This is a genomic window from Candidatus Rubrimentiphilum sp. (genome assembly GCA_035710515.1).
Classification (GTDB): Bacteria; Vulcanimicrobiota; Vulcanimicrobiia; order Vulcanimicrobiales; family Vulcanimicrobiaceae; genus Rubrimentiphilum.
The window spans coordinates 387,521-412,145 of record DASTDE010000001.1 but is presented as its reverse complement, the minus strand read 5'-3'; the positions used below and the strand labels follow the sequence as shown (position 1 = coordinate 412,145).

Sequence of the window (24,625 nt, the reverse complement as noted above, 5' to 3'; positions counted from 1 at the left end):
GGCGCTTGACTGCCGCTCCCCTCGACCGGTTAGACCCGTTCCAGCGCCACGCCGAGGCGGCGCACGCCCTCTGTGGCGAGCTCGCTGGGAATATGCCCGAACGATAGGCGCAACGCGGACGGCCCCTGCCGCGTGGGATAAAAGGGCTCCGCCGGCATCACCAGCACGCCTTGACGGGCACACGCGTCAAAGGCGGCTTGCGTCGAGATGCGGGGCGGCAGCCGCAGCCAAACGTTCATCCCGGCTGCGGGCGGACGCGACTCCGACCAGGGCACCGCTTGCGTGAGCGCGTCGACGAATGCATCGCGGCGTTCGCGGTACAGCGCGCGCGCCGACCGAAGATGCCGCGCATAGGCCGGCCCGTTCATGAAACGCCAGAGCGCGCGTTGCGTGAGCGTCGACGTAAAGACATCGGTGCGAGCTTTGGCGAGTTCGAGCGCCTCCGCCACCGCGCCCTTGCAGTACAGATACCCGATCCGTAGCGCCGGGAAGATCGATTTCGACAGACTCTCCATGAGAATCACGCGGCCATCCGTGTCGAATGCGGCCAGCGGCGACGGAGCGGGTGCGTCATACGTCAGCTGCCAGCCGGTTTGATCTTCGAGGATCACGACGTCGTAACGCCGCGCCAGCGCGACGACTTGTTTCGCACGCCGCACCGGAAGCACGGCGCCCGTCGGATTCTGCGCGATCGGATTGACGTACAACAGGCGCGGTCGGTACTCGGCAAAAACGCGCTCGACGTCGTCGGGCCGCACGCCGTCCGCGTCGCCGGCAACTTCAACATATGAAACGCCGCGCGCATCAAAAACGCCGAGCGTGCCGGAGTAGGTCGGGCTTTCCGCCGCGACGACGCTGCGATCTTCCAACAAAACCGTACCGGCCAAGTCCGCGGCTTGCTGCGCACCCGAGCAAACGATGATGTCGTCCGCCGTCGCGGCGCAGCCCCGCGTGCGCAACGCGGCCGCCAGCGTTTCACAGAGATCGGGATCGCCGCTCGCCGCGCGGTACTGCATTAAGTCGGGCGGATCTTCAACCAGCGTGCGATGAAAGGCGCGCGCGAAGTCTTGCAGCGGAAAGGTTTCCGGCGCGGGATGTCCGGTCGCCAGCGTGATGGCGCCGGGCGCGGAAGCGCGGGTCAATTGCTCCATCACGCCTTCCATGCGTTCGGCGCGCGTCAGTCGCCCGAGGTCGGGCTCCCAGCGGCGTGCGAACGGTTCGCGGCGATCGACCGGCTCCGCAACGAATGTGCCCTTGCCGACGCGCGCGTGCGCGCGGCCGCGGGCCGTCAGTAATTCGTAGGCTTGGGAAACGGTGACAAGTGCGCAGCCCAGCTCGCGCGCCAGGTCGCGCATCGCCGGCAACCGGTCTCCCGGACGCAGGCGCTCGTCTTCGATGGCATCGGCAAGTTGGTCCGCAATCTGCACGTAGAGCGGACGCGTGTCATTCGGTTCGAGCTTGAGCCCGTTACTTCGTGTCGAGCCGGTAGCCAATGCCCCGGACGCTCGCGATCTCTACCGGAGCACCGACCTCCGAAAGTTTTTTGCGCAGTGCCGCGATGTGCACGTCCACGACGCGCGTCGGCACGCCCGACGTATCGTTCCACACTTGTTCTAGAATCTGCGCGCGCGTCAGCAAGCGTCCCTCGCCTTCCGCCAAGAACCACAGCAGCCGGAATTCGAGCGCGGTCAGCGTAACGGTGATGCCCTCGTTATTCAGCGTGTGGAAGTCGCGCACCAATTGCGCTTTGCCGACTTGCAGAACGCCGGCCTCGTCTTTTTTCTGTAAGTACTTTTCGCGGCGCCGCAAGAACGACGCGACCCGCGCCACCAGTTCGTTGCCGGAAAACGGTTTGGTAATGTAATCGTCCGCACCTAAACCCAAGCCGAGCAGCACGTCTTGCTCGCGCGAGTGACCGCTGACCATAAGGATGAATGCGCTGGTCGAATTCGAGAGCGTGGTGCAAACGTCGAGCCCGGAGATGTCCGGCAAGCCGATGTCCAGGATCACGACGTCCGGCTTGTACGAGTCCGCCAGCTCCAGACCTTCGGCGCCGCTGCGCGTCGAGCGCACTTCATAGCCCGCGCGTTCCAGCACCGTCGTTTCAAGTTTTGAGACGTCCTCGTCGTCTTCGATGACGAGCATCTTCGCTAATGCCACTGCGCCGGTTCCCCTTCGCTCACGACGTGCCGCCGGGCCACCCCGTCTTCCATAGCGGCGGCTGATACCGCTTTGGCCACCGCCTCTACCACCCGCACGTCGAAGACGCTTGGCAGAATGTACTCCGCACTGCATTCTTCCCCAACAATCGACGCAATCGCATGCGCCGCCGCCAATTTCATTCGATCCGTAATGCGCCGCGCGCGCGAATCGAGCGCCCCGCGGAAGATTCCGGGAAACGCCAGCAGATTGTTCACTTGATTCGGAAAATCCGATCGTCCGGTCGCGATCACGCCGACGAACGGAGCGGCCACGTCGGGCATGATCTCCGGCGTCGGGTTGGCCATGGCCAGCACAATCGGATCGCGCGCCATCCCTTGAATGTCTTCCGGCTTCAGAATGCCGGGAGCCGAAACGCCGATGAAGACGTCCGAGCCCTTGAGCACCTCCGCCAGCGTCCCGCGCCGGTTTTCGCGGTTCGTATGTTCGGCAAGCCAGCGCCAGTGCGAATTCTCATAGCGGTCGGTGCGGTTCAGCGCGCCGGGCCGATCGACCGGAATCACGTCGCGCACGCCGGCCTCGAGCAGCATCTTGATCGTCGCAGTGCCCGCGGCGCCGCTGCCGGCGACGACGACTTGCAGTTCGCTGAGTTCTTTACCGACTACGCGCGACGCGTTGATAAGCGCGGCCAGAATCACGACCGCGGTGCCGTGTTGATCGTCGTGCATAACCGGAATATCCAACGCTTCGATTAGACGCTCTTCCACGTCGAAGCAGCGTGGCGCGGAGATGTCTTCTAAATTGATGCCGCCGAAAACCGGCGCGATGTGGATGACGGTCTCGACGATCTCGTCCACGTCTTTGGTGTCCAAGCAGATCGGAAACGCATCGATGCCGGCGAACTGCTTGAACAGCATCGCCTTGCCTTCCATCACCGGGAGCGCGCCGAATGGACCGATGTCTCCCAATCCCAGAACCGCAGTGCCGTCCGAGACGACGGCGACTGAATTCCGCTTGATCGTAAGATTGAACGCCTTGCTCGGATCGGCGGCAATCGCCATCGAGACGCGCGCAACGCCCGGCGTGTAGACGGTCGAAAGATCTTGGCGCGTCTTCACCGGAAACTTCGGGTCGATCGAGATCTTGCCGCCGAGGTGCGCCAAAAACGTGCTGTCCGAAACGAAGACGAGGTTGACGCCCTCGATCGCCTCCACCGCTTCGCGCACCGCTCTGCCGATCGATTCGGAGCTGACGTTGACGGTGACGTCGCGCACCACCGTAGACTTGCCCGGCGGACGCATGTCAACCGCGGCGATAACGCCGCCGGCGTCGCCGATGGCCGCCGCGAGCTGGCTGAAGGCGCCCGGACTCTTCGGCATCTCAACCCGCATGATGAGGGTGAAACTAATCGGGACCATCGGAGCCGCTTCTTCCTTGCGCCGGGCGCACCCCGCTCACCGCTGCGCTATACGATCGACGGCCGCGACGATGGCCCGATCGGATGGGTCGGGTGGCCCATTGATCAGGAATGCGAAGACGACGCGCCCGTGGCGGCGCGTGTTGACGTAGCCCGCGAGCGACGAGACCGACGAAAGGTGGCCGCTCTTGGCGCGCACGCGCCCATTTGCTTGCGCGAAGTGATACCACTTCAGGGTTCCGTCCAGACCGCCGCGAGCGAGCATCGGATAGAGATCGTCCATTGCCAGAATGCGCGCCAAGGTGATCGCTGCAACGCGGTTTGCATCCGAGAGACCGCTGCCGTCGACGAGGTGCAGCCCCGGAGTTGGAATGCCTTTCCCGCGCAAAACGGCACGTTCGGTTGCCAATCCGGTCGCGTCGTCGGCGGGGCCGCCGGCCGATGCGCCGAGCGCGCGCAAGAACTGCTCGGCAAAATGGTTATCGGAAAAGATCATCATGTGATGGACGAGCTGCATCAGCTCGGGCGACGGATGATCCCACAGGATCGCCGCGTCTTGCGGAACGCGCCGAACGGACGGGCCGCGCGCAACCGTAATTTGCGCGTCGCGCAAAAAACGTGTCAAGACCGTTCCCGCATAATGCGGGATGCCGTGCACCGGCAAGTAAAAAATCTCTCGCACACCTGGTGGAATGGTGCCGGCCAAACGAAAGACGTTGGGCGTACCCGTAGCCGCGACAATGACGTCATCGGCATTACCGGTCGCAATCGACCCGTAATAGATAACGGCCGCACTTTGGGGTTTGATGCGCACCTGCGCCGGCTGTCCGGCCGACGTGCCCGCAATCCTGAACTCGACGGTGTCTTCGTCGATCGAAACGCCGCTGATCGCAGCCATAAAATCCTCGTTGGCGTCGCCGGGATTCCAATGCGGATTGAGCTCGGCGCCGGCGAGCGCGCTGCCGTCAACTGCGACGCCGCCCGTAACGGCGCGCAGTCCGGCCGACTGCATCTTTGTCACGCCGCGGCGCAAGTCGTCGCTGCGCAGCGATGGATCGCCCGAGCCGACGAGCCACAAGTCGCCGCCGATGGTTCCGTCGCGCGGCGCCTCCGCGGCAGCAAGCAACGTGTGAAAGCGATAGTGGGGACGCAGGCGCGTCAACACAACGTCGCCGACGATCAACTTCTGAGCCGAAGCCGGCACGACAGCACGCGTGCTGTGGTCGTCATACAGCAGCGTTCCGTCTTCAGCAATGACGGCGCAGCTCCAGTCGTAGGCGCGCGCGAGCGCGGGCGAAAGAGCCTGGCGGATCGTGTTTTGCAGATCGCTTTTAGCGGCGCTGCCCCACGCCGGCGCGGGAGTGCGCTGCGGAGCCGCGACCGGGGGCTTTGACGGCGCGCTCGCGTGACCGCAGGCCGCCAGCAGCGCTACAAAAACGGCCGGCGCGCAACTAAGCGCGCGAGAGGGTTTCGAGCTTCTCCTGGAGCCGGCGGTGTTCTGCACGAAGCGCGTCGAGGTCGGTGCGCAAGCCGGTGACTTGCGCGGGCGTTTTTTGTGATTCGCGGATGCGCAGCGCGGCTTCGGCCGCGTCCCGCCGCAGCCGGCCGTCGAATGCATTTTCGGCCGAGCGGTCCAGCGCGGGGAGAAAATGCTTGTCATCCAAATGCTCGGCAGCGTCAATAGCGCCGCGCAAGATTGCAAAGCTTTCATCATCCAGCGCACGCGCGATCGTGTCGACGGCGGCGGCGCGTTCGGACTCCAGCACTTGGGCTTGACGCGCCAACGCAAGCAGAGCGGCAGCGCGTATCGCATCGTTCTTTCCCGGCTTGGTCAATTCGATAAGCACGGCGGTGGCACGCGCATCGCCCAGCTCGCCAAGTCCCGCAGCCGCGCCCGATTCAACGACGCCGTTCCACGACGTGCCTTTGGCTGCGTCGCTTAAAATCTTAAACGCGCGCTTATCACGCGTTTTTCCCAGCGCGTGCAGCGCCGCCCGCCGGACGAAATACGATTCATCATCCTTTGCCGGACCAGTAAGCGCTTCCGCGGCTTCGTCTTTGAACTCACCCAGCGCGGCCGCAGCCGCGCGCCGCACCTTGGGATGCTTGTGTTTCATCGCGCCGAGGAGCACGTCGCGCGCCCACGCGGCGTGCGATTTTCCGAGCGCCTCGGCCAGCTCGGCCAGTACGCCCCAGAAGGATTCGCGTTCGAACGCCGCTGCGATCGCGGATCGCGCCTGCGCTGAGCCTTCCTTTACAAGCTCTCGTCCCGCGCGGATGCGCGCTATGACGGACGGATCGTCCGCGAGCGACGCGGACGCCAAACGAACGCCGAATGCGTAGGCAACGTCTGCCAAAATGAATGCGCCGGGATCGAACCGCACGAGAGCAGGTTCGGAATCGAGCGGGATCGTCACCGTTTCATGCTCGCGCTCGACGTGAACGCGAATGCGACGGCCGTCTACTTCGATGTCAACGTCAAATGCAAAAGCCCGATTCTCTGCATCGACTTTTTGGAGCTGATCCATAGTTACCGTCAAGACGCGGCGCGTGCCGTCATATTCGGCGCCGACCTTCAGTTGCGGATGCCCGGCTCCGAAGACCCAACGGTCGAAAAACGCGCGCATGTTGCGGCCGGTGGCCTGCTCGATCGCGCGAATCAGATCGATCGTCTCTACGCTACGGCCGTTGTTATCGCGCACGTAACGGCGCATCGACCGCCAAAACCGCGCCTCGCCGAGTTCGCCGCGCAACATGTGTAAGACGGCGCCGCCCTTTTCATAAAGATGGCGATCGAAGAGTTCGACGGGGTCGCGATAGTCGTTGCAGACGATCGGGCGCCGGTAGCGTTCCTTATCCTCTTCGAGATAACGTTTGACCCACTCGAAGACGTCGTACACGTATTCGTCATAGCCGAGATCGGCTTCGCGAAATACGCCCTCGAAAAACGTGGCGAAGCTTTCGTTCAGCCACGCCTGCGACCAGTCGCGGCAGGTAAGCAGGTCGCCGAACCACTGGTGCGCGAGTTCGTGCGCCACCAGCGGGTCGGAAGAAAAATCGAGATGCGCGCGCTCGTCGTGCAGCGTGCGATCCGTCTGCGTCGTGGCCGTTGTGTTTTCCATCCCGCCGAAGATAAAATCCGAGACCGCGATCTGCGAGTACCGCGGGTACGGGTACGGCGCCGCCAGGCGCTCTTCGAAAACGTTCACCATCTGCGGCGTTTTGCCGAACGATCGTTCGCCGTCGGCTTCGCGGCCCGGCAGCACGTAATAATAAACCGGAACGCTCGCACCCGCCTGTTCGACTTCCACAAATGGTCCGGCGACCATCGTCACCAGATAGGTCGAATGCGGCGTGTCATGTTTGTAGCGAAAGATCGTTTTCGCGCCGTCGTCTCGCCGTTCGACGAGCGTCCCATTCGACAACGCGAACTGCCCTTTCGGAACGGTGATGGTGGCCGACGTCGTCTGTTTTTCGTCCGGATAGTCAAGACACGGAAACCAATAGCGCGCGTTTTGATCCTGGCACTGGGTCCAGGCGTGGGGGACTTTGTCCGGATATTCAGCCGACGGCTCGACGAAAAAGAGTCCATGGCGTGGCTTGGTGGCGCTGTACGTAATTGCGAACGTCGCCTGCTGCTCGGCGGCAATCGGCGGCTCGAAAGAAACGTCGAGCCGGCCGCCCCGCGGCGTGAAGCGCAGCGCCTTGCCGTCGCGCTCGACCGACGTGACGTCCAGATCCACCGCGTCCAGCGACAGAATGCTCACCGGTTCGTCGAGCGCGCGCACTGTCGTCGTGCACACGGCGTCAAGGCGGCGCTGCTCGAGATCCGGAGTTAATCGAAGGTCGATGTGCTCGACGTCAACGGTTTTGTCGGGGCCGTAGTGCAGCGTCGAGCCGGGCAGCGCGAAGGCGCGGCGCCCGTTCGCATCGTCGTGGATCATGAGGGTTTGGCGGTTCGCTCGTACGGTTCGGTCAACCCGCCTGTAACCGCGAGGACCGCGCCGGTGACAAAATCATTTGCCGGTTCCAGAAAAAATCGCACCGCACCGGCTACGTCATCGGCGGTGCCGGGGCGGCCGCGCGGATTTTGGGCCGTCATCGTCAGCGCTTCTTGCCGCGTAATTGTCTTCTGCCGGATGTCGCCGAGCTCGATGACGTTGACAGTGATTGCCCGCTTGGCTTCCTCGACGGCGAGCGAACGCGCGAAGGCAACCAAGCCCGCTTTCGCCGCGACGTGAAGCGACAAGCCGCGCACCGGACGCGTGACGCTCGAGCCATTGAGGGCGAAGAAAACTAACCGGCCGAAGCCGCGTTCGCGCATCTCGGGCAGAACGGCACGGGAAGCGATCACCGCGCTGCGTAGATTGCCGTCGATCATCTCGCGATATTCTTGCGGCGTTGACTCTTCGAAACGCTTGATGACCATCGGACCGACGGCGTGCACGAGCGCGTCCACCGGCTCCTTCAGCGCGGCGCGCATCGCGGCATCGACCGTTTCTTCCTCGCCCAAAAACTCGACCGGATACGCGACGGCATCGCGGCCCGCCGCGCGCAGCAATTCGAGCGTCCGGTCGGGCGGCGTACCCTCCGGGCGAAACGTGAAAACGATGTCGTGGCCGTCCTCGGCCAGGGTCACCGCGATCCGCTGGGCGAGTCCCGCCGCGGCGCCGGTGATCAAAATCCGCATGCGAACCACTTAAGGAAAAAGGCGCCGGTTCCCCGGCGCCTTCCGCGCATCAGACGCGTTCCAGTTTAGCCGGCCGTGTAGTTCAGCGTTCGCGAGACCGAGGCGCCGTTGCTCTGGGTCGATGTAATGATGACCGTGACGCGTCCGCCCGACGTCGTATTGATGTTGACGGGAACGCTGAAGTTGCCGGCCCCGTCTGCGGTGACGTCGGTTTGGAAGGTGCCGGTGCCGACCGGAATGATTCCGAACGCCGTCGCGCTGGCCGTCGCGGCGATATGCACGGCCGCACCTGCGCGCGTGTGTCCGGTTAGCGTGAACGAACTACCGACCGTGCTGCCGTTGGGCGGAGTGATTCCGTTCAGGATGTTGCTCGTTGCGGTCGCGCTTGTCGTAAACGACCAGCCCGTATCGAACGACGCCCCGGCCACCGTCGTTCCGGTAACGCGCACCGTGTGCGTTCCCGAATTCAGCGCGAAGCTTGGCGTTACGTTGAAGCTGCTCGCGCTCGCTTCGGTCGAGCCGCTGACATCCTGCCCATCAACGTACACGTGCAGCGTGTCGCGATTGACCGGCTCGCTGAAGGACGCACGAATATTCGGCTCCGTCGTGTTCGAATTCGTCGCCGGTCGCTTGTTCGTGAGCGAGAACGAACCGTTCGTAGGCGGGATTACCGTTGAGGCTCCGCTGCCCTGGATGTAGACGGTATTGTTCGATTGGTTCCAGTTTACGCTGGCGCCCAAGGCCTGCGCGACAAAGCGCAGCGGTACGAGCGTGCGCGCGCCGACCAGGAATGGAGCAACGTCCATAAAGACGGCTTGTCCGTTTACGGTTGCCTGTGTCGACCCGATGTGCAGATGAACGCTGCGGCCGTTGCCTTGCGCATTGATGTCGTTATTGGCGAACACGACGCTGGCGCCGAGCCGCTCGAAGACGCCGCGCAGCGGAACGAAGACGCGGCCCGCGCGCTCGATCGGCGGCTGGTCGAAAGTAATGGTTGCGCCGTTTACCACGACGTTAACCCCTTGGGCTTGCACGGGGGCCATAACGAAACCGGCGGCCAGGGCCGCGGTCAGCACCCATGCGCCGAAGCGCTTTGCAATAATCATAGTTCTTTTAGCTCCTCCGAGGCACAACAACTGTGCCCGCTACGTCGAGTATGCGACAGTTCTTTGTGCGACTGCGCCGGTGGGTGAGGTTGACGTTATCGCAATCCGCAACGAGCCACCCGAAACCGCGTTGATGCTCACCGGGACGCTGAAATTGCCGCTCGCGTTGGCGACCGCGTCGTAATTGTTGGTTCCGGTGGCGACACCGATCACACCGCCAAGCACGCTTGCGGTCGCGGTCACCACCACGTGCACGGCCGAGCCGGGACGAGTGTGGCCGGAGAGCGTGAAGGTTCCGCCGACATGCGTGTTCGGCGCAGGATTCAACCGGTTAATGACGTTGGTGGCGGGATTACCATTCGGCGGAGGCACAACCGCGCTGCCGTTCCCCTGAATGTAGACGGTATTGTTGGACTGACTCCAGTTCACAGCCGCGCCAAGCGACTGCGCCACAAAGCGCAATGGCACCAGCGTGCGCGCGCCGATCACAAACGGCGCGACGTCCATGGTGAGCGTCTGCCCGTTGACCGTCGCCTGCGTCGAACCGATCTGCAAGTGAACGCTGCGGCCATTGCCCTGCGCGTTAATGACGCCGTTGGCATATACCACGCTGGCACCTAAACGTTCGAAGACGCCGCGTAACGGAACGAAAACGCGTCCTGCCCGTTCGACCGGCGGCTGATCGAACGTAACCGTCGCACCGTTCACCACAACGCTCACGTTCTGCGCGGATACGGGCATAATTGCGAAGCCCGCAAGAAGGGACGCGGCTAACGCTGCTGCGGCGAGCCGTCTGGCGATGATCATTTTTGCAACCTCCGAGAATTTGTCTCAACAGGTTGCTTACCCAGAGTGCAGGCGCCTAACGGCGGAGCGCCCGCCAGGTTACGAGGCGGGAACTCCCGCGCCGACGCCCTGCGGCCGCAATTCTTCCCGGACCGCCTTTGCATCGGCGAGCCGCTCGAAGTAACCCATCCAGGTGTTGTAGATCATCGGAACGATGAAGATCGTCAGCGCGAGCGAGCTCAGCAGCCCTCCGATAATGACCGTGCCCATCGCTTGGCGCCACTCGCCACCCTCGGCATATCCCAAAGAGAGCGGCAGCATGCCGAAGATCATCGCAGCGGTGGTCATCAAAATCGGACGGAATCGCGTCGCAGCCGCACGGAGCACCGCATCGCGCACACGCATGCCGCGCTTGACCAGCGTGTTCGAATAATCGACGAGCAATATTCCGTTCTTGGCGACCAAGCCGAAGAGCATGATGACACCGAGCAGCGAGATGATGTTCAGCGACTGTCCTTGCTCCGGCTGAATGCGGCCCATCAAACCCAGGAACAAGAGCGCACCGATCAGCGCCAGCGGCACCGAGAACATGACGATCAGCGGTTCTACGAACGAACCGTACAGGATCACCATCAGCGCGTAAATGAGGACGGCCGAAGTTATAACCGCGATTCCCAGATTCGTCATCGCTTGGCCTACCCAGAGCGCATTGCCCTGAGCCGCCGGCGCCACACCGGCCGGTAAGAAACCGGGTTCGCGCATCTTCTTCGTGAGCGGTCCGATAAGCTGACCGGATGAGTAGCCGGGCAACATGTCGGAGAAAACGTTGACGACGCGCTGGCGGTTGTAGCGCTCGACGCGTGTCGGCGCTTTCGTCCACGTGAAGTCCGCGATAGATCCGAGCGGAACGAGCATTCCATTGTTCGCGCGCACTCGGACGTTCTTTAAGTTATCGACCGAATTGCGATCGGCGGGCGGAAATTGCACGCGCACGTCAACAAGGCCGTTGGGTGTGCGCACTTTGGTTGCGACCGCCCCGCCGACGGCGATGCGCGCGACGTTCGCCGCTGCCGAGGGTGCGACGCCGAGCAGCGAGGCTTTCGACTGATTGATGTCCACGTTTAAGCGAGGTGCGGCAATCTCGGCGGAGGTCTGGACGTTGATCGCGCCCGGAACTGTCCGCAGGAAGCGCGCCACTTTCTCGGCCGCCGGCCCGATCTGATCTTCGGGGCCGGTCATCGAATACTGCACCGCTGAGCCGTTGCCGCTCTCTTGCGCAACCTCAAAGTCGCCGCCTGGCACAAGGTAACCCAACTTGCGAATAGTGGCGACGGTTTTGTTGGTGTCCTTGATATGACCGTCGTCCATTTGCGCGGTAAGTTGCGCGAAGTTTCCGCCCGTTATTCCGCTGAAGCTCGCAGGCTTACGGCCGACCGTCGAACTTACGGACTTGACGCCCGGCAGCTTCATAATGGCGGTTTCGAGCTGACCGACGAACCGGTTCGTCGTTGCGATCGGCGTCCCCGAAGCATAACTCACCGTCATGCTGATGACGCCGGTCTGCTGCGCCGGGAAGAAGTCGAAGTTGACGCCGCCCAGCAAACCGATGGTAAGTGCGGCCACGATTGGGAAACCCAGACTTGCCAGCGTGAGCGGAGGATAGGTCCCGAGCGAACTGTACCAGCGCAGCGGCATGCAAATCAGCCAATCCAGCGCGCGGTTTTCGCTGCTCACTTTATTCCAGCCGAAAGCGCGGAAAAAGATCGCGAGTACGTACGTAATGCCGGTCACCGCAAAGAGGAACCCGTCGACGAAAGCGGTTGCGATGCCGCCGCCGCCCAAGAGCGAGAATGCATTCAGCAGCAACGCCACGCAGACGAAGACAACGAAGCTTCCGTGCGTAAGCGCAAACGGCAGCAGTTTATCGAAGTAATACTCCGTGAACGCCTCATAGCGGTGCACGATGAAATTGAGAATCAGCAACGCGACGATGAAGACGGCGAAGACATTGAGCAAGAACCAGCCGGTCACGTTGCCCAGAACGAACATGCCGAGGGCAGTCGCGACGAGCGCGATATCCATAACCCTGTTGTCCAGCGCGCGAACCCAGCCCGGGTCGCCTTCCGAACGTTTCAGCATGCTCCATTTGGCGGCCAGCAGCGGCGTGAGCGTGAACGAAACGAACAGCGAGAACAGTGTCGCCGTGACGACCACTGCCCCGTATTCTTTCAAATACGTGCCCACCAATCCGGGCATAAACGCGATCGGTAAAAAGACGACGACGTCAACCATCGTGATCGCAACTGCCGCGTTGCCGATTTCGGAGCGGCCGTTGATCGCGGCGTCGACCGGCTTCTGCCCGAGATCTCGATGTCGTGCGATATTCTCAAGCACCACGATCGAGTCGTCGACCAAGATACCGATGATAAGCGACAATCCCATCATGGACAGGCTGTCGATGTGGAAGCCGAACGCCCGCATCAGAATGAACGTCGAGAGAATCGAGCTCGGTATCGCGATCAGCACGACGATGGCGTTGCGCCACGCGTGCAAGAACAGCATCATGACGATTGCCGTCAAGAAAATGCCTTCGATCAGCGACTGACCGACGCCCCAGAGTTGCTTTGCTGTGAGGTCTGCTTGGGCGTCTTCTTCGGTGAACTTCAGTTGCGGAAAGCGCGCCTCGATGATCGCCATTTGCTGGCGCGCGACTTGCGTGGCCTTGATTTGATCGGCGTTGAGCACCGGGTTTATGCCGATATAGACGCGCGGCTTGCCGTTGAAGTGCGAGATCGTTCGCATCTCCTGGTGGCTGTCGTAGACGTGAGCCACGTCGGCAATCTTCATGCCCTGGCCTGCGCCGTTGGGCACCGCAAGCGGAATGGCCAGAATGTCGCCTACATTATTAATGTACGAATGCAACGCAATGGTCGACTCCTGCGTCGGCTGAGTCATCATGCCGCCCGGCACGTTCAGGTTGTCGTTTGCAACTGCAGAAAAGATGTCGTTTAAGGTTGCGTTCGTCCCAAGCAATTGGCCGGGCAGCGGCTCGACATGAAACTCGCGGCTGGCCGATCCGTACACGTCGACCGACTGGACGTTGGGAATTGCTTCAATCAACGGCTTGACTTGGCTGTTGATGACGTCGGCGATCTGCGCTTGCGACAGTTTAGCGGAGCTGACCGCGATGTCGAGCAGCGGCGGCTCCGACGTCCCCGCCTTTATGACGCTCGGCGGATCCAAATCGTTGGGCATGAAGACGCGAGCGGTGTCGGTGCGGCGCTGCACGTCGACTGCCGCCAAATCGATGTTCGTTCCGAGGTTGAAAACGACGCCGACCGTCGCGGTGCTTTCCTGCGCGGTGGCAGAGATATGATCGAGGTTGTCGATGCCGGCCATCTGGTCTTCGATCGGCTTGACGACCATTCGCTCCATGTCTTGGGGCGATGCACCGGGATAGTACGCGACGACGACCACCACCGGAAAGTCCGTTCCCGGCGGGTTCGAGCTGCGCCCGAGCTGGAGGAACGAAATAATGCCAAAAATCGCGAGGCCTATGAAGACCACCGCGGTGATGATGGGCCGATTGATCGCGAACCGGGTCAACCACATAATGAAAGAATCCTTCGCTGCCTTCTAAGCCTTGCTACCTCACCATACGGCTCCGAGGCCTTGGCGGTTTCACCCCGGGCGGGCCTTCTTCGCGAGACTGGCCCTGCTCCGGCACAGCAAGCACCCGCCGGCACCTGCGGACGCCTACGCGCCGGGGATGCTAATGAGGCTTTTCATCGCAGGAATTGGGGTTGCTGTCATACTTCCAGGCATTAAGGGTTAGAGTTTCCCCGTTCGTTATTTTGAGGAAAATCCACTTATAGTCGCAGGTGACGGAAAGTTTCCGCGGACGCTCTACCTCGAAGCGCTGTTCGCCGGTGATAGCAATCCCCCGCAGCGGAAACGCCGTGTGGTGGAACACAAGAGGCCCTGCACCTTTCCGCGTTTCAGAAAGATGGAAGGGCTTTTTGTTGACGTCCACACCCAAAACTTCCACCGCGAAGTCGCCGCCACCGCCGCGTATGTTCAACGTAAAGCGTCCAGGCTCGGCCGGCGACAACCAGCACTCGAGCCGCCCGCTATTGTTTTCGATGTCGCGGCCGGCACATTTCGATAGCTCGATGCTCGTCTTGCGATGCATCCGCCCGTCGGGCACCGCACACTCGGCGCTGAGCACGCCATTGCTGACTCTAATATTCCGGCATGAGTCGCGATACGACCCAGGCGGAATGCTTTGCGCGAAAGCCTTCACAGGACTAAGCGTCGCGATTAAGGCGAACATCGGGGCCAAAGCCCAAAAACGATTCATGACCGTTAAATGCGCGGGACCGGTGGGGAGCCCTGCCGGCCTTATTTTCTTGCGCGAGACTGGACTCGAACCAGCACGCCCTTGCGGGCGCTAGCCCCTCAAGCTAGTGCGTCTACCAATTTCGCCACTCGCGCGTGGAGGGTGCCCGGCCAGTCTATCTACTTAATAGCGTTCGGGTCAAGGGCCCATTTAACCGGCACTCCGCACCTTTTGGTGCTGCGCGCCCCCTACGAGCAAAGCTCGCAGGGCTCCCCGCGTGATGCGCTGGCAGAGTTGGTGTCTATTTTATTGCGTTCGGATCGAGCGCATCACGCAAGCCGTCGCCGATGTAGTTGATGGCGAGGACGGTGAAGAGAATGCACAGGCCGGGGAAGACCGCCGCCCACCACTGGTCCTGGAGCGTCGCCTCGGCGTTGGAGAGCATATTTCCCCAGGACGCCGTCGGCGGCTGAATGCCGAAGCCCAGGAACGAGAGCACGGACTCCACGATGATGACGTTGGCGACGTCGAGCGTCGCCTGAACGATAAGCGGGGCCATCGCGTTGGGCAGCAGATGACGCAGCATGATGCGCAGATCGCCGTTGCCGACGGCTCGAGCAGCCTCAGCGTACTCGCGTTCGCGCAGCGAGAGGAACGAGGCGCGCACCAAACGGGCCACACTGGGCCAAGAGAGTCCCCCGATGATGATCACAATGACGTAAAAACTGAGCGCCGCTTTCGTCGAGCTCGCCGCCACGATGCCGGTCAACACCAAGAGCAACGGCAAGAGCGGAATAGACAAAAATACGTCGGTGACGCGCATCAAAATGTAGTCGACCCAGCCCCCGTAATAGCCGGCCAGCGCCCCGAGCAGCGTCCCGATGACCAACTCCATCAGCACCGCCGAAACCGCAACCGTCAGCGAGATCTGCGCGCCGAACATCAGGCGCGAGAGCTCGTCGCGGCCGTTTTCGTCCAAGCCTAAAAGGTGGCCGCCGCACTGCGCCGCGTTTTGGAAGCACGGCGCAACGGGGTTGCCCTGCCAGTGCACTTCGTCGATCGCGTTGGGATCGAACGGCGCGAGCTTCCAAGCAAATATCGCGACCAAAATCATGATGAGCAAAACCACCGCACCCGCCATCGCCATACGGTGGCGGCGGAAACGTTTCCATACCGTGACCTTGCTATAGACGGTGCTGTCGTCTTCGGCGATGAACGGCGCGGGCAGCGGCGCTGAAATAGCCATCAGTCGTATTTTACCCGCGGGTCGAGCCAAGCGTACAACACGTCGGCTAACAGATTAAAGAACACCACCAAAAACGCGTTCACGATCAAATAGCCCATCAGCACGGCGATGTCTTCTTGCCCGAGCGCGTTGATGAACAGCCGCCCCTCGCCGGGCCATGCGAAGATGGTCTCGGTGACGATCGCGCCGCCGAAGAGCGCCGGCAGCGACAGTGCCGTTACCGTGACGAGTGGAATCAGCGCGTTCTTCAGACCGTGTTTAAAAAGCACGACGCGCCGGCTCAAACCCTTGGCTGATGCGGTGCGCATATAATCGGTGTTGATCACTTCGAGCATCGAGCTGCGCATGAACCGGCTGTACAGCGCGATGTTCAAAAACGCCAGCGCTGTCGCCGGTAGAATCAAATGCGTAATTCGATCGCCGAAATCGAACGTGTCGGAACTCGATATTCCCGCGGACGGCAATTGGATCACGTACCCGAACGGCAGCGGTATTCCGTGCACCGCAAACGCGAGCTGCAGCATCAGCGCCAGCCAAAACACCGGCATGGACTGACCGAAGAAGGCGAACGTCGTGATGAAGTAGTCCCACGTCGAGTACGGATGAACGGCGGCGAAGAGTCCGGCCGACACGCCGATGATGAAGGCGATCGTGATGGCGGTGCCCATCAACAGGAGCGTTGACGGCAAGCGCTCGACGATCGCGTTGAAGACCGGCTCGGAGTTACTGGTCGAGTACCCGAAATCGCCGCGAAGCACTTCGCCGAGCCACGCGACGTACTGCTTATACAGCGGCTGATCGAGGCCAAGGTTGTGCTTCAGGCGCGCGATGTCCGCCGGCGTGATGTGCGGATTCTGCAAGTACGGGCCCAGACCGCCGCCCGGCGCGCTGTGCACGATCAGGAAGAGAATCAGCGAGATCAGCAACAGCAGCGGAACCGCCTGGAACGTCCGCCGCGCGACGTACGTAAACAAGATTCGCTACATTAAAGCTCTGCGGGCGTGCTCCTGTAGCGGCGGCAAGCCAAGCATTTCGCGGGCTTGGGCGGGTGTCGCCGCGGGCCGTCCCAGTTCGGCCGCAATGCGAACGACGCGCGCCACGAGCTCGTCATTGGTGGCGAGCTTACCCTTCGAATAATAGATGTTGTCCTCGAGCCCGACGCGCACGTGTCCGCCCATCGCGATCGCCGCCATCGCCATCGGGAGCTGCGCGCGGCCGATGCCGGCCACGGACCACGTGCATCCCGCCGGAAGCGCATCCACCAGATCGCATAGGTTGGCAACGCTTGCGTCCAATCCGCCCGGCACGCCCAATACAAAATCAACGTGTTGCGGAAACTTCAGCAAGCCTTCGCGTTCCAAGCGGCGCGCGTTGGAGAGATGGCCCTTATCGAAAATTTCGAGCTCGGGCCGGATCTCGAGTTCGTTCATACACTTTAGGATGGCGCGCATGATCGGAAAACTGTTTTCAAAAATATCGTCGCCGAAGTTTACCGAGCCGCACGTGAGCGTTGCCATCTCCGGGCGCAAATCGAGCACGCCGGCGCGCTCTTCCGGCGTCATGCCGATCGCACCACCGGTAGAAAACTGTACGATCAAATCGCTGCGCGCGCTGATCTCGGCATAGGCTTCTTTGAAACGGCCTTTGTCGTGCGTATTGCTGCCGTCGTCTTCGCGGCAATGAACGTGAATGATCGACGCACCGGCTTGACGGCATCGCTCCGCCACCTCACCGAGTTGTTGCGGCTTCACGGCCAGATGCGGCGTCTGCTCCGGCGTGAGCTCCGCGCCGACAGGCGCGACCGTGACGATCAGCGGGTCCATTTAGCGTTATTCTTTCGACGCTTCGGCGCCTGACACCGCGTCGGCATACACGTCGAAGACCGGCAACCCGGTTTCGCGCGCTACCGCCGTGCGAAACGCCTCGGCGTCAAAATCCCGCTCGCGGCCCATCGGTGCAACCGTCACCGCGACGACATGCAGCGGACGCTCGCATCGCAGCGCAACGCGCTCCACAAACCGCAAGAACTCTTTTCCATGAATCACGACTTGCGTTGGATCGCGCACGACTACTTGCCGCTTCTCACCCAGTTCGAGCAGCCTGCGGGCCGAAGCGGAAGTCAGGCCGCCTTCGATCTTCACAAACGGCTGCTGTGGATCGTACGATTGAATGCACAGGCGCTCGACGAGCGCGCGCGCGTATGCAGCCGCTTCTTCGATCGAAGTACCCGCGTCGGCCCCTACTGCAATGACGACCGCATCGTCACCGCCGGCTAACGCCGCGACGCGATCGATCGCGCCGTCCACAATCACTTGTTCACAGCCCAACTCGCGCAGGCGTTCGACGCAACGGCGAAGCTCCGATGCTTTCGGTGGACCTGCCAACTCGTAGAACGCCGGACGCCGAACGCGAGCAAACACAACGGCGCCCGCCGCCGTCTGCCAATTAGTTTCCTCAAGCACGTCAAAATCCGAGTGAGCGGGCAAGAGCATGGGCGCGGTCGCGACAATCGTGCCGGCATCGAGAAAGAGCCTCGGCTTCGCGGCAGCGTCAACCGCGTCGAACGTTTCACCGTCGCGGCCGGCGGACGTTAACCCGAGCGAAATGCCGCGGCGCGCAGCGGCCGTTGCGATCGCGCGCATCGCCACCGTCTTTCCCGCGTTTTTTCCCGTGCCGACAACGAAGAGTGAGGTGCGACCGTTTGCGCGCGCAAGGTCGAGCAGCGCATCTCCGGTTTTCACGCCGGAAGCAAGGCTTTTGCCAGCGTGAAGGCGATACCGGTCAACGCCAGCACGATGCCGGCCCAAAGTTCCGCACTCTCTTCAGCACGCCGTCCTACAACGCGTCCGAGTGTTAAGCCCAACGCGGTCGAACAGATCGACACCACGAATATTACGCCCAGCGAAAGATAGAGCGGCACGCCGATGTACAGAATTGAGAAACCGATGCCTAGCGAGTCCAGACTGATCGACAGCGATCCGATCAAGAGTCCCCAACCGCGCGACATGTCGAGCGGAGTTTTCAGCTCGGATTCACGCACCGCTTCGAAGATCATGTACGCGCCCAAACCGATCAGCGCCGCGAACCCGATGTATCCGGCCACGTCGCCGAGCAGATGCCCAGCGAGTTTTCCCAAACCCACGCCGGCGAGATTCATCACGACCTCGGCGGTTGCAAAAGCCAGGCCGATACGCACCTTGAGCCCGCGCGAGATGCCGCGCATCCCAACCCCGACTCCGACTGCGAAGACGTCGAGCCCCAACGAGAGGGCGATGACGAGAATTTTGAGGAAGTTCAACTCGAGGACGGGTCTTGAAATTTAGCCGAATCTCCTTCTTTCATCTCGCCGCGGCGGTGCTCGTCGTCGTAATGCTTGGCCCCGTCATCGCGATGTTCGCGGCGGTCAAGCCGGGCGACGTTATCGGCGCGTTTGCGCAGCCTCAAGCGCGCGACGCGCTGACGGTGTCGCTGATCGCTTCGAGCATTGCGGTCGCCGTTGCAACGCTGCTCGGCGTTCCGGCCGCCTACGCGCTCGCACATGCTCCCGCCGCACCGCGTGCGATCGCGCTGGCTCTGCTCGCGCTGCCGCTGGCGTTCCCGCCCGTTGCCTCGGGCATCATGCTTTTGCAAACGATCGGAACCCGCACGCCGCTCGGCGCGGCGCTCGCCGCGCACGGGCTGATCTTCGCCGACTCGCTGTGGGGTGTCGCGCTCGCCGAATTTTTTGTAGCCGGCTCGTTTGTTGCAATCGTATCGACGGCCGCATTCGCAACCATCGATCCAATCTACGAGGAGTCAGCGCGAACGCTCGGCGCCGGCACGGCCACCATCTTCTTTCGCATCGCGCTGCCGCTTGCCGCGCCGAACGTACTGGCGGGCGTGGTGCTCACGTGGATGCGCGCCATCGGCGAGTATGGAGCCACGTCTATCGTCGCGTACCACCCAACGGCATTGCCGGTGCAGCTCTACGTAACGCTCTCCGCCCAAGGGATCGCCGCCGCGCTCGCGCTGAGCTACGGCTTCGTTGTGTTGGCGGCGCTCGCCATCGCACTTCAATGGGCTCTGAGGCGGCGCGTCGTATAGCGGCTCTGTGGCAGTTCTCGACCGTTTCTTCGCGCCCGACTCGACCTTCCAACGCCGTTTTTTCTTTCTAGCCAAGCGCTTCGTCGCCGGGAAAACGATCGATGCCGCGATGGCGGCGGTTCGGGAGCTGAACGTCGCCGGTATGACCGCTTCGCTCGACTTCTTGGGTGAAGACGTCCTCGAGCGCGAGGCGGCGCTCAAAACGCGCGATGCATACATGCAGATACTCGACGCCATCAAGGCGACCGGCGCGCAAAGCAACGTTTCGGTAAAGCTGACCGCCCTCGGATTGCTGATCGATGAAGACTTCGCGTTTGACAATCTGGCGGCAATCTTGGAGCGGGCGCAGTCGAACGCCGATCCGTTCGTGCGCATCGACATGGAAGGCTCGGCGGTTACCGAGTCCACGCTGCGCGTCTTTGAACGAGCCTACGCGGAGCACAAGAACATCGGCCCCGTCCTTCAAGCGTATTTAAAACGGACGCCGCGAGACGTCGAACGCACCATCGAGTTGAACGCTCGCGTGCGTCTTTGCAAAGGCGCCTACAACGAACCCGCGGCGATCGCGTACAAAGAGATGCCCAAGATTCGCGAGCAGTACTTGCAATGCGCGCGCGAGCTCTTAACGCGCGGAAACTATCCCGGCATCGCCACCCACGACCGCCGGCTCATCGCCGCAGTCAAGGAATTCGTCGCAGCTGAAGGCATAGCGCGCGACCGCTTCGAGTTCCAGATGATCTACGGCGTGCGCCCGCACCTTCAGCGTCAACTCGTGCAAGACGGCTATCGCCTGCGCGTCTACGTGCCGTTCGGCACGCACTGGGCGGCGTATTTCTACCGCCGCGTTGCCGAGCGCAAAGAGAACCTGCTCTTCGCGCTCTCCAGCATCTTTTCGCGCTAAGATGCGAGCCGTTGTTCAACGCGTTTCCCGCGCGGAGGTGCGCGTGGACGGACGAGTCACCGGCTCGATCGCCGGCGGGCTGGCCGTCCTGCTGAGCGTCGGCGTGGACGACGGCGAACGCGATGCCGAGCAGATGGCCGAAAAGATCGCCACCCTGCGAATCTTTCGCGACGACGAGGGCCTTATGAACCGAAGCGCCGCCGAAGCCGGCGGTGGCATATTGTTGATCTCTCAATTCACTCTGCACGGCGATGCGCGCAAAGGCCGCCGCCCTTCATTTGTTGCCGCGGCGCGCGAAGAGCAAGCGAAGCCGCTCTACGAACGCGTCGGGGTGCTCTTAAAGCGCGACGGCTTGCACGTAGAGTATGGTGAGTTCGGCGCGATGATGGAAGTCGAACTGGTGAACGACGGGCCCGTCACGATCTTGCTCGACACGAAAAAAGTCTTCTAGAGTTCTTCACAAGGAAACATTCCGGAAACAATCGCAGTGTATCGTATGCCGGCATGGAGAGGGACCCTACAACGCGCGAAGTGATGGACGCCGTCCTCGAACTTCGTGACGCCGTGTCGCTCGGCTTTGCCCGGGTGGAAGGCGAAATCAGAGCTTTGGATGGCCGCCTGGAAGATTTTAGAAACGACGTCAATCGCCGTTTTATTCTCGTCTTCGACAAGTTCGACAAGATTGACGAGCGTTTCGAACAGGTCGATCGACGTTTCGAACAGGTCGACCGACGCTTCGGACAGGTCGATCTGCGCTTCGAAGAGATGGACCGGCGCTTCGACCGGGTCGATGCGCGGTTCGATCAGATGGACTCAAAATTTGACGGCCTCAACAATCGCGTCGAGCGGCTCGAAACCCGGCTCGCTATTTGACCGTTTGCGAGGTTCCGTCCTGATAAACCACGCGCGTGGCAAAACAGCGCATCGCGCGGCCCAAACTCCCTGAAACCTTTGTAGGAATCTCGAACGTCACATTCCGTTCTTCGCCCGGGTTTAGCGCCAGCGGGATCTTTGTTGTGCCGGTGAGATGCGTCGTGCGAAAGTCGCGGTAGAAATCGGCCGCTATCGACAGGCCGCTAACGGGTTTGTAGGAGTCGTTCTTCACGACGGCAGTTAGGGTGACACCGTGCGAGCCGACCACGGTATCGCACGACGGAATCTCGATGGGGAGCTGTTGCGGCGTCCCGCAGCCCGAAAGGATCAGCGCAAGCGCCACAAGCGCAATGCGCACTACGGTGAATCCGGGATGCATTCGGCGCGAACGATTTTGTCGGACTCGATTAGCCGGCCCAAGACATCCGTGCCGCCGATCACGCGCCCAAAGACCGTAAAGTCGCGATCCAGATGCAGCTGCGGCGAAAGCGTGATGTAGAATTGCGTGCCCGCCGAGTCGCGGATAGCATGGGCGTTCGGCGGATCGGTGTAGTTCATGCCCATGGAGATGATGTAGCTGTTCTGCTCAATCGGATTCTCTTCGGCCGGAATGGTGTAGCCGGCGTCGCCGCTGCCGTCACCCTTTGGATCGCCGGTCTGCACGACGAAGTCGGGCACGATGCGAAACCATGGATTGTTGTCGTAATAGCCGGAGTTCGTCAGGTTGAGAAAGTTTTCGACCGTGAGCGGCGCCCACTCCGGAAAGAGCTCGATGTAAATGTTGCCCTTGGTCGTGACCAGCCGGACACGCGGATGCGGGCCTTTGGCGGGTCCGGAAACCAAAGCGATGGTCGTCGGATAGAGCGGCGGCGCAGTCAGAATTGCGTCGGGGCTCGGTTTTTGCGGACGTGCGGAGGAGACCGCGCGCGGCAAAGCGGCCAAGGATGCGAACCGATCCGGCTCCGGCGCGGGCGTGTGAATGCCGGCGGGCATTTCTTTCAGATGTGCAGTCAGCGCGCCGCCTTGCAAAACTTTGATCGACTCTAGCGCTTGCTCTTGCACACGCCACGACGGATCTGCGGTCAACGGCTGAAGCCACGCGATCGCATCCTTGTCGCCGCGCCGTCCGAAAGCACGCACGGCCTCGATGCGCACGAGGTCGCTGCGATCGTGCAGGCCGGCCTGCAGCGTTTCAACCGGCGCGCGTTTAGCGTATGCGCGGAAGAGCGTCCACATGATATGCCAGCGCACGTATGAATCGCGTTCGCCCGCATAGGCGCGCGACAGCGAACCGACGACGTCTTGCGCAAACGACGACCCGTGAAAGGCCTCGAGTGTGGTGGCCGCGCGGCCGCGCACGATGACGTCGGCCACGCCCAGGAGCTCGCGGACCCGCCGCCCGGCAGCGCGTTCCTGATTGACGGAGAGCATGTGCGCGGTCTCCAGGCGATCGGTGGCGTCGAGCGCCACCACTTGTACGGCCCCGCTTGGGTCGTGCAGCAGCGCGTTGAGCACCGGGCCTGTCGCCGGGATGCCGCCGATGAGCCCCAGGCCGTAGATGCTCATGGCACGCAGAGCCGTGTCACGATCGCCGGCGTGCCGCGCTAAGAGAGCGATGCCTTCCGGTTTTTTGGTCCGGCCGATGGCCAGCGCGGCGCGTACCGCCACCCTGCGGTCGCCTGAATTCAGAAACCCGGCGAGGGCCCCGTTGCCTAGGCTCCGGGCCGCCTCGAGGCGCTCGATTTGGACGCTTGGATTGGCTGCAGCCGTGCTCACGGCCGATACTAAGGTAAAAGCAACCGCTTGGATCAGGGTCATTTGCTCAACTTTCCGGGCCGAACTTGCGTTCTAGTATATGGAGCATGAGATTGCCGTCCTTCTAGGGCGGCGCAAAGAACCGAGGTAGAAGTCTTATTATGAACACCCCAAACGGCCCGCTCAAGAAAGCCGGCGGCATGACCGTCCGCGAAGCCGGGCAAAAAGGCGGCGAAACCGTCAAGAAAAAGTACGGCCCGGAGTTTTACGAGCAGATCGGCCGCAAGGGCGGCCAGGCTACGAAAAACGCCCACGGCCACGCCTTTTACGAGCAGATCGGTAAGAAGGGCGGCAAAAAGGGCGGCGAAGCAACGCGCGACCGCTATGGGCCAAGCTTCTACGAGGCGATCGGGCAAAAAGGCGGCCAAAAAGTTAAGCAACTCATCGAAGAGGGCAAACGCGCTGCTGCAGCCGCCGAAGAGCAAAAGAAAGCCAGCTAAGCTGGGTCGCGCCGGAATACTGGCGCTCGCAGCCGCATCCGTTATCGCAGCAATGAGCGCGGGCCCACAAGAGGCTCGCGCTATTGTTGTTCCGCGCACGGTCGGATCGGCCAGTCCGGCGCCGGAGCCATCCCGTTCGACAACGGACCTCCCACTGAACTCGAGCATCTTCTTCGTTCTCGACGGCGACATTAGCTCGCGCGGTCAAGAGGGAACCTTTGTGCGCGCACATCTGCGCGATCCCATCATTCTGGGCGGCATGACGGTCGCCGCCGCCGGCGCGCCGGTTCAGATTCGCATCCTGCACACGTCGGGTGCGCAGATGGCCAACGTCGACGGCTCAGTGGACATTTACTTTGAACCGTTCACGCTTGCGAACGGCCAATCGTTGCCGCTGGTCACTCCCAGCTCGCACATCGATCCGTCTTTAACCGCGGGCCAGGCCTCGACGCGCAACGTGACCGACACGGTCGGCGACATCTTCATCCCGTACCACTTTCTCTATCACATGCTGCGCAAGGGCATGGAGGTCGATCTCCGCCCCGGCACTGTTATGCGCGCGCGTATCGCCGCTGAATTACGCTCGGTTGCCGGCGCCGTGGCGATCGTAACGCCCCAGCCCATCGCGGGAGCGGCCGACACGCCCCGCCCACCGTTCCGGCCGGCTTCGGTGGCCACGCCTCCGGGATTCACACCGCCCACGCCGAAGCCGTCGCCAAGCGTTCTACCGACCGCTCAACCAACGTAAATAAAGACGGAGTGTTGACCC

Annotated in this window: 23 protein-coding genes and 1 tRNA gene; 6 read left to right on the top strand and 18 right to left on the bottom strand. The window is 62.1% G+C overall.

The features are described 5' to 3' along the window. Positions 1-29: 29 nt before the first annotated feature. From VFO29_02050 to VFO29_01975, 16 genes are all read right to left on the bottom strand, one after another. Positions 30-1,493 carry a PLP-dependent aminotransferase family protein gene (locus VFO29_02050; protein HET9392295.1) on the bottom strand — a complete coding sequence of 488 codons (1,464 nt, stop codon included), beginning with the start codon at positions 1,491-1,493 and terminating at the stop codon, positions 30-32. Then, the gene (locus VFO29_02045) at positions 1,468-2,160 is read right to left on the bottom strand and encodes a response regulator transcription factor (protein ID HET9392294.1); all 693 of its coding nucleotides are present in this window, start codon (positions 2,158-2,160) and stop codon (positions 1,468-1,470) included. The genes VFO29_02050 and VFO29_02045 overlap by 26 nt, the downstream gene beginning before the upstream one ends. After that, on the bottom strand, positions 2,151-3,578 hold the full coding sequence (locus tag VFO29_02040; protein ID HET9392293.1) for an NAD-dependent malic enzyme: 1,428 nt from the start codon (positions 3,576-3,578) through the stop codon (positions 2,151-2,153). The genes VFO29_02045 and VFO29_02040 overlap by 10 nt, the downstream gene beginning before the upstream one ends. Positions 3,579-3,614: 36 nt before the next feature. Continuing rightward, positions 3,615-5,081 (bottom strand): D-alanyl-D-alanine carboxypeptidase/D-alanyl-D-alanine-endopeptidase, encoded by a 1,467-nt coding sequence (gene dacB / locus VFO29_02035; protein ID HET9392292.1) that lies wholly within the window; start codon positions 5,079-5,081, stop codon positions 3,615-3,617. Beyond that, complete coding sequence (locus VFO29_02030; protein ID HET9392291.1) at positions 5,029-7,521, bottom strand: M1 family metallopeptidase; 2,493 nt, start codon at positions 7,519-7,521, stop codon at positions 5,029-5,031. Before VFO29_02030 ends, dacB begins: the two co-directional genes overlap by 53 nt. Next, positions 7,518-8,267: an SDR family oxidoreductase gene (locus tag VFO29_02025; protein ID HET9392290.1), complete on the bottom strand. Its 750-nt coding sequence runs from the start codon at positions 8,265-8,267 to the stop codon at positions 7,518-7,520. Before VFO29_02025 ends, VFO29_02030 begins: the two co-directional genes overlap by 4 nt. Positions 8,268-8,332: 65 nt before the next feature. Continuing rightward, positions 8,333-9,373, bottom strand: coding sequence for a stalk domain-containing protein (locus VFO29_02020; GenBank protein ID HET9392289.1), 1,041 nt, complete (start codon positions 9,371-9,373; stop codon positions 8,333-8,335). A 39-nt stretch (positions 9,374-9,412) separates the two neighbouring features. Then, positions 9,413-10,180 (bottom strand): copper amine oxidase N-terminal domain-containing protein, encoded by a 768-nt coding sequence (locus VFO29_02015; protein ID HET9392288.1) that lies wholly within the window; start codon positions 10,178-10,180, stop codon positions 9,413-9,415. A gap of 78 nt (positions 10,181-10,258) precedes the next feature. Then, a complete protein-coding gene (locus tag VFO29_02010) occupies positions 10,259-13,771 on the bottom strand; it encodes an efflux RND transporter permease subunit (protein ID HET9392287.1) in 3,513 nt (1,170 codons plus the stop codon). A gap of 160 nt (positions 13,772-13,931) precedes the next feature. Beyond that, the gene (locus VFO29_02005; GenBank protein ID HET9392286.1) at positions 13,932-14,519 is read right to left on the bottom strand and encodes a CVNH domain-containing protein; all 588 of its coding nucleotides are present in this window, start codon (positions 14,517-14,519) and stop codon (positions 13,932-13,934) included. Between the two features lie 50 nt (positions 14,520-14,569). Next, positions 14,570-14,653: transfer RNA gene (locus VFO29_02000), tRNA-Leu, on the bottom strand. Between the two features lie 146 nt (positions 14,654-14,799). Then, complete coding sequence (locus VFO29_01995; protein ID HET9392285.1) at positions 14,800-15,744, bottom strand: ABC transporter permease; 945 nt, start codon at positions 15,742-15,744, stop codon at positions 14,800-14,802. Beyond that, complete coding sequence (locus tag VFO29_01990) at positions 15,744-16,718, bottom strand: ABC transporter permease (GenBank protein ID HET9392284.1); 975 nt, start codon at positions 16,716-16,718, stop codon at positions 15,744-15,746. The genes VFO29_01995 and VFO29_01990 overlap by 1 nt, the downstream gene beginning before the upstream one ends. 6 nt (positions 16,719-16,724) lie before the next feature. Then, positions 16,725-17,567, bottom strand: coding sequence for a 3-keto-5-aminohexanoate cleavage protein (locus VFO29_01985; protein HET9392283.1), 843 nt, complete (start codon positions 17,565-17,567; stop codon positions 16,725-16,727). A 6-nt stretch (positions 17,568-17,573) separates the two neighbouring features. Then, complete coding sequence (locus VFO29_01980; protein ID HET9392282.1) at positions 17,574-18,485, bottom strand: hypothetical protein; 912 nt, start codon at positions 18,483-18,485, stop codon at positions 17,574-17,576. Then, on the bottom strand, positions 18,482-19,042 hold the full coding sequence (locus VFO29_01975; GenBank protein ID HET9392281.1) for a manganese efflux pump: 561 nt from the start codon (positions 19,040-19,042) through the stop codon (positions 18,482-18,484). Before VFO29_01975 ends, VFO29_01980 begins: the two co-directional genes overlap by 4 nt. A 14-nt stretch (positions 19,043-19,056) precedes the next feature. Between VFO29_01975 and VFO29_01970 the strand changes: the two genes are divergently transcribed. From VFO29_01970 to VFO29_01955, 4 genes are all read left to right on the top strand, one after another. After that, entirely contained in the window at positions 19,057-19,827 is a 771-nt protein-coding gene (locus VFO29_01970; GenBank protein HET9392280.1) for an ABC transporter permease subunit, read from the top strand. Positions 19,828-19,834: 7 nt separating this feature from the next. Then, positions 19,835-20,728 (top strand): proline dehydrogenase family protein, encoded by an 894-nt coding sequence (locus VFO29_01965; protein ID HET9392279.1) that lies wholly within the window; start codon positions 19,835-19,837, stop codon positions 20,726-20,728. Position 20,729: 1 nt separating this feature from the next. Beyond that, positions 20,730-21,179 (top strand): D-aminoacyl-tRNA deacylase, encoded by a 450-nt coding sequence (dtd, locus tag VFO29_01960; GenBank protein ID HET9392278.1) that lies wholly within the window; start codon positions 20,730-20,732, stop codon positions 21,177-21,179. 83 nt (positions 21,180-21,262) lie between these two features. Next, complete coding sequence (locus tag VFO29_01955) at positions 21,263-21,601, top strand: hypothetical protein (GenBank protein HET9392277.1); 339 nt, start codon at positions 21,263-21,265, stop codon at positions 21,599-21,601. Here VFO29_01955 and VFO29_01950 read toward each other — a convergent pair. Together VFO29_01950 and VFO29_01945 are read right to left on the bottom strand one after the other, a co-directional pair. Further along, entirely contained in the window at positions 21,594-21,980 is a 387-nt protein-coding gene (locus VFO29_01950; GenBank protein HET9392276.1) for a hypothetical protein, read from the bottom strand. The genes VFO29_01955 and VFO29_01950 overlap by 8 nt on opposite strands. After that, positions 21,959-23,419, bottom strand: a complete 1,461-nt coding sequence (locus tag VFO29_01945) for a peptidylprolyl isomerase (GenBank protein HET9392275.1) — start codon at positions 23,417-23,419, stop codon at positions 21,959-21,961. Before VFO29_01945 ends, VFO29_01950 begins: the two co-directional genes overlap by 22 nt. A gap of 98 nt (positions 23,420-23,517) precedes the next feature. Here VFO29_01945 and VFO29_01940 point away from each other — a divergent pair, with 98 nt between their 5' ends. Next, positions 23,518-23,856 (top strand): KGG domain-containing protein, encoded by a 339-nt coding sequence (locus tag VFO29_01940; GenBank protein HET9392274.1) that lies wholly within the window; start codon positions 23,518-23,520, stop codon positions 23,854-23,856. A gap of 52 nt (positions 23,857-23,908) precedes the next feature. Further along, a complete protein-coding gene (locus VFO29_01935; protein HET9392273.1) occupies positions 23,909-24,604 on the top strand; it encodes a hypothetical protein in 696 nt (231 codons plus the stop codon). The last annotated feature ends 21 nt before the right edge of the window (positions 24,605-24,625 follow it).

Excerpts from the sequence above, each read along its gene's own strand:
- VFO29_02005 (HET9392286.1), bottom strand. The coding sequence starts at position 14,519 with ATGAATCGTTTTTGGGCTTTGGCCCCGATGTTCGCCTTAATCGCGACG.
- VFO29_01995 (HET9392285.1), bottom strand. The coding sequence starts at position 15,744 with ATGGCTATTTCAGCGCCGCTGCCCGCGCCGTTCATCGCCGAAGACGAC.
- VFO29_02015 (HET9392288.1), bottom strand. The coding sequence starts at position 10,180 with ATGATCATCGCCAGACGGCTCGCCGCAGCAGCGTTAGCCGCGTCCCTT.
- VFO29_01935 (HET9392273.1), top strand. The coding sequence starts at position 23,909 with ATGAGCGCGGGCCCACAAGAGGCTCGCGCTATTGTTGTTCCGCGCACG.
- VFO29_02010 (HET9392287.1), bottom strand. The coding sequence starts at position 13,771 with ATGTGGTTGACCCGGTTCGCGATCAATCGGCCCATCATCACCGCGGTG.
- VFO29_01940 (HET9392274.1), top strand. The coding sequence starts at position 23,518 with ATGAACACCCCAAACGGCCCGCTCAAGAAAGCCGGCGGCATGACCGTC.
- VFO29_01985 (HET9392283.1), bottom strand. The coding sequence starts at position 17,567 with ATGGACCCGCTGATCGTCACGGTCGCGCCTGTCGGCGCGGAGCTCACG.
- VFO29_01950 (HET9392276.1), bottom strand. The coding sequence starts at position 21,980 with ATGCATCCCGGATTCACCGTAGTGCGCATTGCGCTTGTGGCGCTTGCG.
- VFO29_01945 (HET9392275.1), bottom strand. The coding sequence starts at position 23,419 with ATGACCCTGATCCAAGCGGTTGCTTTTACCTTAGTATCGGCCGTGAGC.
- VFO29_01955 (HET9392277.1), top strand. The coding sequence starts at position 21,263 with ATGGACGCCGTCCTCGAACTTCGTGACGCCGTGTCGCTCGGCTTTGCC.
- VFO29_02040 (HET9392293.1), bottom strand. The coding sequence starts at position 3,578 with ATGGTCCCGATTAGTTTCACCCTCATCATGCGGGTTGAGATGCCGAAG.
- VFO29_02030 (HET9392291.1), bottom strand. The coding sequence starts at position 7,521 with ATGATCCACGACGATGCGAACGGGCGCCGCGCCTTCGCGCTGCCCGGC.
- VFO29_02020 (HET9392289.1), bottom strand. The coding sequence starts at position 9,373 with ATGATTATTGCAAAGCGCTTCGGCGCATGGGTGCTGACCGCGGCCCTG.
- VFO29_02025 (HET9392290.1), bottom strand. The coding sequence starts at position 8,267 with ATGCGGATTTTGATCACCGGCGCCGCGGCGGGACTCGCCCAGCGGATC.
- dtd (HET9392278.1), top strand. The coding sequence starts at position 20,730 with ATGCGAGCCGTTGTTCAACGCGTTTCCCGCGCGGAGGTGCGCGTGGAC.